Below are 14,587 nucleotides of genomic sequence, written 5' to 3' on the forward strand. Positions count from 1 at the left end.
CGGTAGAATCCCCGGCCATCCCAGAACCACCGGATCCCGATGAGCCCCAGCCCCGCCGAACGCGCCGAAGATCTCCGCCGGCAGATCGCCCAGGCCAACCGCGCCTACCACGAGCTGGACGCGCCGGAGATCCCCGACGTCGACTACGACCGGATGGTGCGCGAGCTGGAAGCGTTGGAGCGCGAGCACCCGGAACTGGCCCGTGCCGACAGCCCGACCCAACAGGTTGGTGCACGCCCGTCCGGCCGCTTCCCCGAAGTGCGCCATGCGGTGCCGATGCTGTCGCTGTCCAATGCCTTCAGCGATGAGGAAGTGGCCGACTTCGTGCGCCGCATCGATGAGCGCCTGGGCCGCCGCAGCCTGCAGTTCTCGGCCGAACCGAAGATGGATGGCCTGGCGATCAGCCTGCGCTACGAGGACGGTCATTTCGTACTCGGCGCAACCCGCGGTGATGGCAGTACCGGCGAGGACGTGACCGCCAACCTGCGTGAAATCGGCGATGTTCCCAAGCGCCTGCACGGCAAGGACTGGCCGGATGTGCTGGAGGTGCGTGGCGAGGTGTACATGGCCCGCGCCGACTTCGAGGCCTACAACGAACGTGCGCGCCAGCAGGGCGGCAAGGTGCTGGCCAACCCGCGCAACGCGGCAGCGGGTTCACTGCGCCAGCTCGATCCGAAGATCAGTGCGCAGCGCCGGCTGAGTTTCTTCGCCTACGGCACCGGTGAAGTGCAGGGCGGCGAGCTGCCGGACACCCATTCGGGCACGCTGGCCCAGCTCGGCGCCTGGGGCTTCCCGGTCAGCGGGTTGTGCAAGGTGGTGCAAGGCGCCGACGGCCTGCTCGGCTACTACCGTGACATCGGCGAGCGTCGCGATGGCCTGCCGTTCGACATCGATGGTGTGGTCTACAAGCTGGATGACCGCGCCGGCCAGCAGGCCATGGGGTTTGTCTCGCGTGCGCCACGCTGGGCCATCGCGCACAAGTTCCCGGCACAGGAACAGAGCACCACGGTGGAGGCGATCGAGATCCAGATCGGCCGCACCGGTGCCGCCACGCCGGTCGCGCGGCTGGCACCGGTGGCTGTGGCCGGCGTGATCGTGTCCAATGCCACGTTGCACAATGCCGACCAGATCGCGCGCCTGGATGTGCGTGTCGGTGACAGCGTGATCGTGCGACGTGCTGGCGACGTGATTCCGGAAGTGGTCAGCGTCATCCTCGACCGCCGTCCACAGGGCACCTCGCCCTGGCAGATGCCGACGCGCTGCCCGGTGTGCGGCTCGGAAATCGTGCGCGAGGAAGGCGCGGCCGCATGGCGCTGCTCGGGTGAGCTGTCCTGCCCTGCGCAGCGCAAGGAGGCCATTGCCCATTTCGCTTCGCGCCGTGCGATGGATATCGACGGCCTCGGCGACAAGTACATCGAAACCCTGGTCGACGCCGGCATCGTCAGGAGCGTGGCCGATCTGTACCGGCTCAACCGCGACCAGCTGTTGCACCTGAAGCTGGTGCTGGATGCCGAGGACCCTTCCGCACTGGCCGCCGCGCTGAAGCTGCACCTGCCGGCAGAAGGCAGCGGCGCGGTGCTCAATGCGGTGCTCAAGCTGGATGGCAACGATCCGGCGTGGCGCGCGCAGGCGCTGGCACAGCCGGCCAGCTTCGAATGGAACACGAAGAAGATCGCCACCAGATGGGCCGACAACCTGATCGCGGCAATCGACGCCAGTCGCGCAGCCACGCTGGAGCGCCTGCTGTTCGCGCTTGGCATCGAGCACGTCGGCGAGAGCACGGCCAAGGCGCTGGCGCAGTGGTTCGGTGACCTGGAACTGATCCGCCACCTGCCATGGCCGTTGTTCAAGCGCGTGCCGGACATCGGTGGCGAAGTGGCGCGTTCTCTCGGCCATTTCTTCGAGCAGCAGGGCAACCAGCAGGCCATCGACGACCTGCTGCAGGTCGGGCAGGTGCGCATCAGTGATGTGCACGCGCCCAGTGCCAAGCTGCGCGAAGGCCTGGATCTGGCGCAACTGCTGGTCGAATCGGAAATCCCCGGCATCACCCGCCTGCGTGCGGAGAAGCTGGTGGCTGCCTTGCCGGGTGCCCAGGCGGTGCTGGATGCCGAGCATGGCCAGTTCGTCAACGCCGGCCTGCCGGACGACACTGCGCGCGGTCTGGCCGACTGGCTCGATGCCGATGGCCATGGCGCGATGCTGCTGGCAGCCGAGAAGGCGATGCAGCAGATCCTGGCCAAGGCGCCGGCGCTGGCCGAGATCGTGGCCGGCCCGCTGGATGGGCAGACCGTGGTGCTGACCGGCACCCTGGCCCAGCTCACCCGCGATGCCGCCAAGGAACGCCTGGAAGCGCTGGGTGCCAAGGTTTCCGGCAGCGTGTCGAAGAAGACCAGCTTCGTGGTCGCCGGCACCGAGGCCGGCTCCAAGCTGGACAAGGCGCAATCGCTGGGCGTGCCGGTGTGGGACGAAGACCGCCTGCTGGCCTACCTCGCCGAACACGAATGATGACCCGCCGGGTGCCCGGCGCCCGGCATGAAAGACGAAGGAACACCGATGCAGACCGCCCCGCTGGATTTCCGCCTGGCCACCCGTGCCGACGAAGAACTGTTGATCGCGTTGATGCGCGAGTTCTACGCCGAAGACAGGATCGACTTCGATGACGCGCGCGTGCGTCGCGGCGTGGACGCGCTGCTGGCCGATCCGCGCAATGGCGAAGTGCTGCTGTGGCTGGACGAGGCCGGCGAGGTGGTCGGCTACGCGGTGATCGCGATGGGCTTCAGCCTGGAGCAGGGCGGCCACTTCATGCTGCTGGACGAGCTGTACCTGAGTCATCGCGCGCGCGGTCGTGGTCGCGGCAAGCAGGCGCTGGCCATCTGTGAACAGCGCGCTCGCGGGCGTGGTGTCAGCCGCCTGCGCCTGGAGGTGAACCACCACAACGAACTGGCCCGCCGCCTGTACCTGGCCAGCGGCTACATCGACGACACCCGCGATCTGCTGACCCTGCCGCTCGACCATCCGCGCCCGGAGGGCATCCTGTGAGCGAGGCCCTGCTGCGCGCGCTGCAGCAGCGCGCCACGCTCAATGCGCTGGTGCGCCGCTTCTTCGCCGAGCGCGATGTGCTGGAGGTGGAAACGCCGATCCTGTCGGTGGCAGGCAACACCGAGCCGAACATCGACAGCTTCCATACCGATTTCACCGGCCATGTCGATGCCGGTGGCCGTCGTCGCTGGCTGCGCACTTCGCCGGAATATCCGCTCAAGCGCCTGCTGGCGGCCGGTGTGGGCGACTGCTACGAACTGGGCCGGGTGTTCCGCAACGGCGAGGCCGGCGGCCGCCACAACCCGGAATTCACCATGCTGGAGTGGTATCGGGTCGGCTGGGACCACCACCGGTTGATGGAGGAAACCGCCGAGTTGGTCGGCCAGGCGCTGGCCCTGGTCGGACGCCGTGCAACGCTGCGTGTGTTGAGTTACCGCGAGCTGTTCCGGCAGCACGTGGGCCTGGATCCGTTCGAGGCCGATGAAGCCGCGCTGCGTGTTGCGCTTGGCGACGTGCACATCGACCCGGTCGGGTTGACCCGTGATGACTGGCTGGACCTGTTGATGACCCACCACATCCAGCCGCAGTTCGATGACGCGGTGATGACCGTGGTGCATGACTGGCCGGCCAGCCAGGCCGCGCTGGCCCGCATCCGTCCGGGCACGCCGCCGCTGGCCGAGCGTTTCGAGCTGTACCTGGGTGCAGTGGAGCTGGCCAACGGCTATCACGAACTGAACGACGCCCACGAGCAGCGCGCCCGGTTCCAGCGTGACCAGCAGCGCCGCCACGAACGTGGACAGGTGCAGCCGGCCGTGGACGAGGCACTGTTGTCGGCGTTGCCGTCGATGCCTGCCTGTGCCGGCGTGGCGGTGGGTGTCGATCGCCTGTTGATGGCGATGAACCGCACGCCACGCATCGCCGATGTGCTGGCCTACGACTTCGCCCACGCGTGATCCCCGCGTGTTGCTGAACATCGCAGGCTGAACGAAACGCGGGTTCGGTGCGCTTGCGTCGGTAAGCACGATGATGCTCTTATCACGGCCAATGCCGGACACTGGCATCCAGTTCATCCATTCCTGCTGGGGAAGGCTTTGGTCAAGTGGTTCGCGGTTGTCGCTGCACCGGTGTACTCCATTGCGCTCTGGGGTGCCTGGCTGCCGTCGCCGGCGTCGGCCCAGCAGGTGGGCTACGACGATGAAGTGGTGACCTGCGAATCACGCGACATGGGTTGGGTGCACTGCGATATCGAGGTTGCCAACGGCGTCGACCTGGTGCGCCAGCTGTCCAGCAACAGCTGCATCCGCGGCAGCGAGTGGGGCACTGACCGCAGTGGTGTGTGGGTCACCCTGGGCTGCCGTGCGGAGTTCCGCGCCCGGCGCGCAGCGGGCGCGGCGCCGCCGGCTGGCAGCTCGGGCAAGCGCCTGGTGCGCCGTGTGGTGCGCTGCGAATCCAATGGCCGTCCGCAGAGTTGCCCGGTACGACTCGATGGCGCGCCGGTGCGCCTGCTGCGCCAGTTGTCGGTGTTGCCGTGCCGCGAAGGGCAGGGCTGGGGCTACAAGCGCAATGAAGTCTGGACCAGCCGTGGCTGCCAGGGTGACTTCGAAGTGGCCGATGACGATGGCCGCTTCGTCGACATGCCGCGCCGCCTGACCTGCGAATCGAAGTCGAAGAAGCGGCGCTTCTGCGGTGCCAGCATCTCGGTTGGCGCCGTGGTCTCCGAGCAGCTGTCCAGCACGCCCTGCGAGGAAGGCAGTACCTGGGGCTGGAGCCGCAACGGGATCTGGGTGGACGGCGGCTGCCGCGCCGAATTCTCGGTGAATTGAGCCCGGGCAGGCTCCAACCCTGCGGGGCGTGGCCCTACAATGGGCCCATGAACACTGCCTCTGACATCGACTACGCCCGTTACGACCACATCCGCCCGATCCTGTGGACCGGCGATGCCCTGCAACTGCTGGACCAGCGCAAGCTGCCGTTCGTGGTCGAGCACGTGGTCTGCCATGACAGCGACGAGGTTGCCAGCGCGATCCACGCATTGACCGTGCGTGGCGCGCCGGCGATCGGCATTGCCGCTGCCTGGGGTGTCGTGCTGGCTGCACGCGAGGTGCAGGCCGCCGATGGTGCGCACGCCCTGCAGCAGCTGGAACCGGCCCTGCAGCGCCTCAATGCGTCGCGCCCGACTGCGGTCAACCTGGCCTGGGCGCTGGCGCGCATGCGCCGTTGCCTGAACGCCGCCGGCGCCGACTGGAAGGCGTTGCTGGAATCGGAAGCGCAGGCCATCGCCGAGGAAGACCTGGCCGCCAACCGCCACATGGGTGCACTGGGCGCGGGCCTGATCGAGGCTGGCAGCGGCGTGCTGACCCACTGCAATACCGGCTCGCTGGCCACTGCGGGGTTCGGTACCGCGCTGGGCGTGATCCGTGCCGGCATGGCCCAGCACCGCATCGCCCGCGTCTTCGCCGGCGAGACCCGGCCGTGGCTGCAGGGCGCGCGCCTGACCGTGTGGGAGCTGCAGCAGGATGGAATCGACGCCACCCTGATCGCCGATTCGGCCGCCTCGCACCTGATGAAGACCGGCGCCGTGCAGTGGGTGATCGTGGGCGCGGACCGCATCTGCGCCAATGGTGACACCGCCAACAAGATCGGCACCTACCAGCTGGCCATCGCCGCCCGCCACCACGGGGTCAAGTTCATGGTGGTCGCGCCGTCCTCGACCGTGGACATGGAGACCGTGGACGGCAGCCAGATCGAGATCGAGCAGCGTGATCCGGGCGAGCTGTACGGCGTGGGGGGTACCCGTACCGTCGCCGAGGGCATTGCCGCCTGGAATCCGGTGTTCGACGTCACCCCGGGCGAGCTGATCGACGCCATCGTGACCGAGCGCGGGGTCATCCTGAACCCGACCGCCGGGAACATGCGCACCGCCTTCGGCGGCTGAGGCGGGCAGGAAGGTCCCGGGGTCGGATCCCTTTTCGCAGGAAAGGGCTCTGACCCCAGGCAGGCCTCATCCACGCACGGCGTGGATCTACTGATTTCGCGCAGCCGAGCATGGGCTCGGCTCTACAGGGGCGGTATGGGGCCCTAAGTTCCTGATTTGTGCCGGTAAAATCCCCGTAAAGGGAGGCGGAAAACGGCCTGTTGTGGTAGTATCCACAGGTTGAATCGAGGTTCCGGCGCGACCCCCTCCCGCAGAGGGCTGCGCCGGACTGGACCGCTACCAGACAACGGAACCCGAATGGCAGAAACCGCCAAGGAAATCATCCAGGTCAACCTGGAAGACGAGATGCGCAAGAGCTACCTCGATTACGCCATGAGCGTGATCGTGGGCCGCGCGCTGCCGGATGCGCGCGACGGCCTCAAGCCGGTGCATCGCCGCGTGCTGTACGCGATGAACGAACTCAACGCGCACAGCAACAAGCCCTACTTCAAGTCGGCGCGTATCGTCGGTGACGTCATCGGTAAGTACCACCCGCATGGCGATCAGTCGGTGTACGACACGCTGGTGCGCTTGGCACAGCCGTTCTCGCTGCGCTACATGCTGGTCGACGGCCAGGGTAACTTCGGTTCGATCGACGGCGACTCCGCTGCAGCAATGCGATACACCGAGGCGCGCATGTCGCGCCTGGCGCATGAGCTGATGGCGGACATCGACAAGGAAACCGTCGATTTCCAGCCCAACTACGATGAGAAGGAACTGGAGCCGACGGTCATGCCGACCCGGTTCCCGAACCTGCTGGTCAATGGTTCGGCTGGCATCGCGGTGGGCATGGCGACCAACATTCCGCCGCACAACCTGAGCGAATCGATCAACGCCTGCATCGCGCTGATCGACAACCCGGACATCGATGTCGACGGCCTGATGGAATACATCCCGGGCCCGGATTTCCCGACTGCCGGCATCATCAACGGCACTGCCGGCATCGTCGCCGGCTACCGCACCGGCCGTGGCCGCGTGCGCATCCGTGCCAAGGCCGATATCGAAGTGGCCGACAACGGCCGCGAATCGATCATCGTCACTGAAATTCCTTACCAGGTGAACAAGGCGCGTCTGATCGAGAAGATCGCCGAGCTGGTCAAGGAAAAGAAGATCGAAGGCATCAGCGAGCTGCGCGATGAGTCCGACAAGGACGGCATGCGCATCTACATCGAGATCAAGCGCGGTGAATCTGCCGAGGTTGTGCTGAACAACCTGTACCAGCAGACGCAGATGGAATCGGTGTTCGGCATCAACATGGTGGCGCTGGTCGATGGCCGCCCGCAGTTGATGAACCTCAAGCAGATGCTGGAGGCGTTCGTCCGCCACCGTCGCGAAGTGGTCACCCGCCGCACCGTGTTCGAGCTGCGCAAGGCGCGCGCCCGTGCCCACGTGCTGGAAGGCCTGACCGTTGCGTTGGCCAACATCGACGAGATGATCGAACTGATCAAGACCTCGCCGAACCCGAACGAAGCCCGCGAGCGCATGCTGGCCCGCGTGTGGGAGCCGGGCCTGGTCGGTGCGATGCTGGGTGCGGCCGGTGCCGAGGCCTCCCGTCCGGAAGACCTGCCCAAGGGCGTGGGCCTGATCGAGGGCGGCTACCAGCTGACCGAGATCCAGGCCACCCAGATCCTGGAAATGCGGCTGCACCGCCTGACCGGGCTGGAGCAGGACCGCCTGACCGACGAGTACAAGCAGCTGCTGGAAGTGATCGCCGGGCTGATCCACATCCTGGAAGATCCCGACCGCCTGCTGCAGGTGATCCGCGAGGAGCTGGTCAACGTCAAGGCCGAATTCGGCGACGAACGTCGCACCGAAATCCGCCACAGCGAAGAGGACCTGGACATCCTCGACCTGATCGCGCCGGAAGACGTGGTGGTTACCGTGTCGCATGCCGGTTACGTGAAGCGGCAGCCGGTGAGCGTATACCGCGCACAGCGCCGTGGTGGCCGTGGCCGCAGCGCGGCGGCGACCAAGGAAGAGGATTTCATCGAACAGCTGTGGCTGGTCAACACGCACGACACGCTGCTGACCTTCACCAGTTCGGGCAAGGTGTTCTGGCTGCCGGTCTACCAGCTGCCCGAAGCCGGTTCCAACGCCCGCGGCCGTCCGATCATCAACTGGATCCCGCTGGAGCCGGGCGAACGCGTGCAGGCTGTGCTGCCGGTGCGCGAGTACGCCGATGGCCAGTTCGTGTTCTTCGCCACGAAGAACGGTACGGTCAAGAAGACCCCGCTGAGCGAGTTCGCCTTCCGCCTGGCCCGCGGCAAGATCGCGATCAACCTGGACGAGGGCGATGCGCTGGTCGGCGTCGGCTTGACCGACGGCCAGCGCGACATCCTGCTGTTCGCCTCCAACGGCAAGACCGTGCGCTTCGGTGAGGACAAGGTCCGCTCGATGGGCCGTACTGCCACCGGCGTGCGCGGCATCAAGATGCCGGCCGGCGAGGAAGTGGTCAGCCTGATCGTGGCCGAAAGTGCCGGTGGCAGCGAGGACGAGAACGAGGACGACAGCGGTGTCGAGGAAGCCGCTGCCAATGGCGACGCGGTGATCGACGGCGCCGACGACGCCAGCGTTCAGTACATCCTTACCGCCACCGAGAACGGCTACGGCAAGCGCACCCCGCTGCCGGACTACCCGCGCAAGGGCCGTGGTACGCAGGGCGTGATCGGCATCCAGACCACCGAGCGCAACGGCAAGCTGGTCGCCGCAGTGCTGATGGGCTCCAGCGACGAAGTCCTGCTGATCTCCGATGGTGGCACCCTGGTGCGCACGCGTGGCTCGGAAATCAGCCGCGTCGGCCGCAACACCCAGGGCGTGACCCTGATCCGCCTGTCCAAGGACGAGAAGCTGCAGGCGGTGGAGCGCATGGATGCCTCGATCGACGAGGACGAGGATGAGGTGGCAGTGCCTGGCCCGGCCCCGGCCGCGACCACGACCGATGGCGCCCCGGCGGCTTCCAGCAGCGAGGACGCCGCGCAGGAGTGATCCTGCCGCAAGGTTGAGCTACGCGACGACGCCGGCCCTGTGCCGGCGTCGTCGTATCCGGATGCCGCACATACGCGCGCGCTTCACGTCCGCGGTGGGATAACGGCGCATGCTGCCCCCGGAGATCGACGATGTCCGCCACGCCGCCGTCCGCTCCTGCTCCCGTCCGCGCCTCCCGGCATCCTCTCGTTACCGTGCTGTCGCTGCTGCTGGTCCTGCTCGGCCTGGTCATCGGCGGGCTCGGCGCGTGGTTGCTCAGCCTGGGCGGCTCGGCGTACTACGCCATCGCCGGGGCCGGCCTGCTGGCCAGTGGCCTCCTGTTGTTCGGCAATCGCCGCAGCGGCGCGCTGCTGTATGCGCTGGTGTTCGCCGGTACGCTGTTGTGGACCTGGTGGGAGTCGGGCAGCGACTACTGGCGCTGGGTACCGCGGCTCGGCCTGGTGACCGCGCTTGGCATCGTGCTGGCGCTGCTGGCGCCCACCCTCCACCAACCGGTTTCCAGGCGCCTGTCGCGCAGCGTGGCCGGCGTGCTGATGCTGGTGTTCGTCGCTGCCTTCGGATTGGCGTTCGCGCCGCACGGCGAAGTGGACGGGCACCAGCCGTTCCCGGAAGGCGCGGCCAGCGTCGGGCTGGAACCGACCCGCGACACCACCGGCCTGCAGCCGGCCGACCAGCCTGCCGAAGGGGACTGGCCGGCGTGGGGGCGCAGCAATGCCGCCACCCGCTATTCGCCGCTGCAGCAGATCACCCCGGCCAACGTGGCCACGCTGCAGCTGGCCTGGCAGTTCCGCACCGGCGATATGCCGAAGAAGCGCTGGGGTGCGGAAACCACGCCACTGAAGATCGGCGACCGTCTGTACCTGTGCACCGCCCGCAACCGCCTGATCGCACTGGATGCGGCCAGCGGCAAGGAAGTGTGGCGGTTCGATCCGAAGGTAAAGGACGCTTCGATTCCATACACCGCCGCCTGCCGTGGCGTGAGTTATTACGAGCAACCGGCCACGCCGATCCTCGCCGATGCCGCATTGGCCGATGCCGCTGCTGATCTGGCGTTGCCGGAACCGCCGCCCAGTGCCACCCGCAGCGCTGCACCGGGCAGTCGTCCGGCATGCTGGGCGCGCATCATCGAGGGCACGCTGGACGGGCGCATCATCGCGGTGGATGCCGACAGTGGCCGCCCCTGTGCGAATTTCGGCAACAACGGCCAGGTCGACATCACTCTGGGCATGGGCGAGGTGCCACCGGGCTATGTGTCGATCACCTCGCCACCGGCCATCGTGCGCGGGGTGATCGTCACCGGCCACCAGGTGCTGGATGGTCAGCGCCGCGACGCGCCGTCGGGCGTGATCCAGGCCTACGATGCGATCACCGGCAAGCTGCGCTGGGCGTGGGACATGGACCAGCCCGAACGCAGCGGCTTGCCGCCGCATGAGCAGACCTACACGCGCGGCACGCCGAACATGTGGACCACCGCGACCGGTGATGAGGCGCTGGGGCTGGTCTATCTGCCGCTGGGCAATTCCGCTGGCGATTACTGGAGTGGCTCACGCACGGAAAACCAGAACCGCTACGCGACGTCGCTGGTGGCGATCAATGTGGCCACGGGCAAGCCGGCCTGGCATTTCCAGGCGGTGCGCAAGGATGTGTGGGACTACGACCTGGGTTCGCAGGCCAGCCTGATCGATTACCCGACGGCGGCTGGCAAGGTGCCGGCGCTCCTGCTGCCGACCAAGCAGGGTGATCTCTACATCCTTGACCGCCGCAACGGCCAGCTGCTGACCGCCGCCGAAGAGCGCAGGGTGCCGGTCGGCGGTGTCGAACCGGAACAACGCTCACCCACGCAGCTGTTCTCGCTGTATCACACGCTGCGCCGGCAGCATGACCTGACCGAGCGCGACATGTGGGGCATCACCCCGGTCGACCAGCTGATCTGCCGCATCCAGTTCCGCAAGGCGTACTACGAAGGCTTCTACACCCCGCCGAGCAGTGATCGCCATTCCATCGAATATCCCGGCTACAACGGCGGTTCGGATTGGGGAAGTGTGTCCATCGATACACGCCGCGGCGTGATCGTGGCCAACTACAACGACATGCCCAACTACAACCGGCTGGTGCCACGCGCCGAGGCCGACAGGCTGGGCTGGCTGCCACGCGAGAAGGTCCGGTTCGACAAGGGCGGCGCCGAAGGCGCGGGCGACCCACAGGTGGGCACGCCCTACGCCATCCAAGTGAACGCCGGTTGGCGCCTGCCGTTCACTGGTCTGCTGTGCAAGCAGCCACCCTATGGCGGCATCCGGGCCATCGACCTGCGCACCGGCAAGCTGCTGTGGGACCGTCCGTTCGGCAGTGCGCGCGGCAACGGACCATTCGGCATCCGTTCCGGCCTGCCCATCGAGATCGGCACGCCGAACAATGGCGGTTCGGTAGTCACCGCCAGCGGCCTGATCTTCATCGCCGCCGCCACCGACGACCTGCTGCGCGCCATCGACCTGAAGACCGGCAAGGAGCTGTGGCATGCCAAGCTGCCCGCGGGTGGCCAGGCCAATCCGATGGTGTACGCGCAGGGCGGGCGCCAGTACGTGGTGATCATGGCTGGCGGCCACCATTTCATGGAAACCCCGAACGGCGATTACGTGATGGCCTACGCGCTGCCGAAATAGCGCTGCCGGCCTGAATGCGACCTGCGGGCTGTGACCGCTGTCGCTGAAGTTGCGCTGGCGACCGGGCAGCATCCATCATCGGAACAGGACGGGGCCGGCCAACGCCCCCAGGGAAGGAAACGCATGCTGACCTCCGAACGCCTGCCGGGGCGTGCCACCCGGCTGCTGGCAGGACTGCTTCTGCTTGGCCCTTGCCTGTGGGCAAGCGCGCAGGCGTCGCCCCAGCCCGCCGCACGCAAGGTGCCCAGCGGTGCCGAACTGATCGCAGGCGATGCGCGCTCTCTGAGCCCCGCTCATGCGCCTTGCATGGCGGCCGCAGGCACCGCGCTGGACGCCCGTCGCCGTTGTGCCGACGCTGAACTCAAGGTGCACGACGATGCACTCAATGCCGCCTACAGCGCGGCGCGCTCCACACTGACCGCCAGTGATCAGCAGGTGCTGCGCGATCTGCAGCGGCAATGGCTGCGCCAGCGCGACAACCGGTGCCCGGAAGGCAGCACGGCCGTTGCCCAGCTGGATTCACAGCAGTGCCGCACGCACATGACCCTGCTGCGTGCCCGCCAGTTGCAGGGCGGCGGTGCGGCGGCGCTGGTGGCGGAAGCCAAGGCGGCCCCGGCGCCGGCGCAGGCCGCTGTGCATGCCGCCGATGCCGCGCCCGACAAGCAGGGCAGGATCGTCCTGCGGCCCGGCGAGGGCAGGCTCACACCGGCACTGCAGGTGGTCTTCCAGGTGACCGATTGCAGCGGCACCGACAGCGTGACGACCTGCCAGGTGCGAAGCATGGGCGTGACCCGTGGTGGGCGCAACGTGGTGGTCACGGACGTGCAGCCGCGCCTGACCCGCGCCGGCACCGGTGCCCAGGGTGCGACCGCCGTGCTGCTGACCGTTTCGGATTTCAATGGTGATGGCGTGCCGGACCTGCAGGTGTGGCAGGACAACAGCGGTGTCTACAACGTTCCGGTGCATGCGTTCTACCTGTTCGATGCCAAGCGCAACCGCTATGTGCGTGCCAAGGCGTTGGAAGCGGCCATCGGTGGGCGCGACATCGACCATATCGACAATGGGCGGTTCGTGCTTCGCGCGAAGGTCAGCCCGTGCGAGCGCGAGGACAAGGTCATCCAGCTGCGCGGAACCGGCACGCGCACGCTGCTGCAGCGCCGCTATGACACCTGCAGGGGCGAGGCCCCTACCGAATCGGACCTGCTGAAGTAGGTCTTCCCCCGACGAATGGATGCGTTCCGGAACTGGAGAGCTGAAGGATGAGCGAAGGCTATGGAAAAGGTGGGTCGGGCTTCGGCCTGACCCGGGACCAGTCGGTCGAGATGATCGTGCGTACCTGCATCGACAACGGCGTTACCGACCATCGGCAGATTGCCTATGTGCTGGCCACGGCGCAGCACGAATCGCGTGATTTCGCCGCGCCCGAGGAAGACTGGGGCAGGAAGCAGGCGGTGGACCTGCGCTACTTCGGCGGCGAGGAGTATTTCGGCCGGGGCTTTGCCCACCTCACCCACGTCAACAACTACGAGCGGCTGGGCGAGGCGCTGGGGATGGGCCGCGAGCTGGTCGAGGATCCGGAACGGGCTGCCCAGGCAGACATCGCCACCAAGGTGCTGGTGGTGGGGATGCGCGACGGCCTGTTCGGTGCGCGGCTGTCCGACAACGTCAACGCCAACCATGCCGACTACCGGCAGGCGCGGGCCTCGGTCAATGGCGGTGAGCTGAACAACGGCAGTCCCTATCCAGACGCCATCGCCACACGGGCCACTGAATGGGAATCCCAGGTTGCCGGCCTGGTCCAGCGTGTGCAGCAACCAGGCTTCCAGATGCCGGTGCCGACCCCCCAGGCGCCCACCGGGGCGATGGACCTGCACCGGGGTGACGCCAACCAGCACGTGCTGGAAGCGCAGCAGTACCTGCAGCGCTTGGACGTCCGCAACAACGCCAATGCCGCGATCAAGCCCGACGGTGATTTCGGCGCCTCCACCGAGCAGGCCGTGCGCCGCTTCCAGACCGAGCGGGGTATCAGCCCGGCCAATGGCCGCATCGACGCTGCGCTGCTGGAACGCATGCGCAGCGACACGCTGGCGGTCGATCCGGACTTCAAGCGCCGGACGGTGACCGACCTGACCGGGCCGCTGGCCGACGGCAACCTGAGCCCCGGTGAGAAGGGCGAGCCGGTGTTCGAAATGCGCCGGCAGCTGGAGGCGTTGGGGTACCTGACCGAACCGAACCCACGTGCCGAGCGCGATGCGCGCACGTTTGATGCCGGCATGCAGGCGGCCATGCGCAACTTCCAGCAGGACTATGGCCTGCCGCTGCGCCCCGGCGGCGTCATCGACGCGGATGCGCGCCGGCAGTTGAACGATGCCGCCGTCGCTCGCGAGCATGCGCCGACCACCGAGTTCGACCGCGCGGAGAACTGGCCGCCGCAGCGTCCGCCCTATACGCGGGCGGAGTTCCAGCCGGAGCAGGTGCAGGCGCGGCAGCAGGCAGCGGCGAATGCACCGGTCGCTGGTCCGGCCGCGCCGGAGCCCGCACCGCAGCCCAATGGCATGGAATCGCTGTCGCCCAGGGACGCCGCGCTGTTCGAGCGCATCCGCCAGGGGGTACCTGGCACCATCGGCGACGAGCACGTCATGCAGGCAGTGCTGGAGTCCAAGCGCAACGGCATCGATGATGCCGCGCGCGTCGACCGGGTGATGATGGCCGGAGACCGCCTGTGGGTTGCCGGGTTGATTCCCGGTGAGCGCGCCAGTGTGGATACGGCACAGCCGGCGCGCTCGATGGAGGAAACGGTGAATGATCTGGCCGGTGACAACCGGCAGCGCGAGCACCAGCTCACCCTCGAAAGCCGCCAGCATGAGAACCGCGGGCCTTCAATGGCCTGAGCCTGCGGCAGCGACGTGCCCGCAGTGGGTCCGTCGCT

General features: G+C 67.4%; 9 protein-coding genes. All 9 read left to right on the plus strand.

Going from position 1 to position 14,587, the window contains the following annotated elements; all coding sequences use genetic code 11:
- The first annotated feature begins 33 nt into the window (after nucleotides 1-33).
- The 9 genes from ligA to AC5P5W_RS07855 all read left to right on the plus strand — a co-directional run bounded on the left by ligA (nucleotide 34) and on the right by AC5P5W_RS07855 (nucleotide 14,549).
- Nucleotides 34-2,505: an NAD-dependent DNA ligase LigA gene (gene ligA / locus AC5P5W_RS07815; protein ID WP_185741890.1), complete on the plus strand. Its 2,472-nt coding sequence runs from the start codon at nucleotides 34-36 to the stop codon at nucleotides 2,503-2,505.
- Between the two features lie 48 nt (nucleotides 2,506-2,553).
- On the plus strand, nucleotides 2,554-3,039 hold the full coding sequence (locus AC5P5W_RS07820) for a GNAT family N-acetyltransferase (RefSeq protein WP_010480482.1): 486 nt from the start codon (nucleotides 2,554-2,556) through the stop codon (nucleotides 3,037-3,039).
- On the plus strand, nucleotides 3,036-3,992 hold the full coding sequence (gene epmA / locus AC5P5W_RS07825) for an EF-P lysine aminoacylase EpmA (protein WP_069118338.1): 957 nt from the start codon (nucleotides 3,036-3,038) through the stop codon (nucleotides 3,990-3,992). Before AC5P5W_RS07820 ends, epmA begins: the two co-directional genes overlap by 4 nt.
- 138 nt (nucleotides 3,993-4,130) lie before the next feature.
- The gene (locus tag AC5P5W_RS07830; RefSeq protein WP_032962032.1) at nucleotides 4,131-4,862 is read left to right on the plus strand and encodes a DUF3011 domain-containing protein; all 732 of its coding nucleotides are present in this window, start codon (nucleotides 4,131-4,133) and stop codon (nucleotides 4,860-4,862) included.
- A 47-nt stretch (nucleotides 4,863-4,909) separates the two neighbouring features.
- Entirely contained in the window at nucleotides 4,910-5,974 is a 1,065-nt protein-coding gene (mtnA, locus tag AC5P5W_RS07835; RefSeq protein WP_014647652.1) for an S-methyl-5-thioribose-1-phosphate isomerase, read from the plus strand.
- Between the two features lie 297 nt (nucleotides 5,975-6,271).
- Nucleotides 6,272-8,998: a DNA gyrase subunit A gene (gene gyrA / locus AC5P5W_RS07840; protein WP_049442467.1), complete on the plus strand. Its 2,727-nt coding sequence runs from the start codon at nucleotides 6,272-6,274 to the stop codon at nucleotides 8,996-8,998.
- Between the two features lie 131 nt (nucleotides 8,999-9,129).
- Complete coding sequence (locus tag AC5P5W_RS07845) at nucleotides 9,130-11,658, plus strand: membrane-bound PQQ-dependent dehydrogenase, glucose/quinate/shikimate family (RefSeq protein WP_046431508.1); 2,529 nt, start codon at nucleotides 9,130-9,132, stop codon at nucleotides 11,656-11,658.
- Between the two features lie 123 nt (nucleotides 11,659-11,781).
- On the plus strand, nucleotides 11,782-12,870 hold the full coding sequence (locus tag AC5P5W_RS07850) for a lysozyme inhibitor LprI family protein (RefSeq protein ID WP_014647649.1): 1,089 nt from the start codon (nucleotides 11,782-11,784) through the stop codon (nucleotides 12,868-12,870).
- A 47-nt stretch (nucleotides 12,871-12,917) separates the two neighbouring features.
- Nucleotides 12,918-14,549: a peptidoglycan-binding protein gene (locus tag AC5P5W_RS07855; RefSeq protein WP_197574917.1), complete on the plus strand. Its 1,632-nt coding sequence runs from the start codon at nucleotides 12,918-12,920 to the stop codon at nucleotides 14,547-14,549.
- The last annotated feature ends 38 nt before the right edge of the window (nucleotides 14,550-14,587 follow it).

The sequence above is a fragment of the Stenotrophomonas sp. YJH_SMC_123 genome (assembly GCF_059368215.1).

What these genes read in the sequence shown, in the direction of transcription:
- AC5P5W_RS07850 (WP_014647649.1), top strand. Translation starts at nt 11,782, where the DNA reads ATGCTGACCTCCGAACGCCTGCCGGGGCGTGCCACCCGGCTGCTGGCA.
- AC5P5W_RS07855 (WP_197574917.1), top strand. Translation starts at nt 12,918, where the DNA reads ATGAGCGAAGGCTATGGAAAAGGTGGGTCGGGCTTCGGCCTGACCCGG.
- gyrA (WP_049442467.1), top strand. Translation starts at nt 6,272, where the DNA reads ATGGCAGAAACCGCCAAGGAAATCATCCAGGTCAACCTGGAAGACGAG.
- mtnA (WP_014647652.1), top strand. Translation starts at nt 4,910, where the DNA reads ATGAACACTGCCTCTGACATCGACTACGCCCGTTACGACCACATCCGC.
- AC5P5W_RS07845 (WP_046431508.1), top strand. Translation starts at nt 9,130, where the DNA reads ATGTCCGCCACGCCGCCGTCCGCTCCTGCTCCCGTCCGCGCCTCCCGG.
- AC5P5W_RS07820 (WP_010480482.1), top strand. Translation starts at nt 2,554, where the DNA reads ATGCAGACCGCCCCGCTGGATTTCCGCCTGGCCACCCGTGCCGACGAA.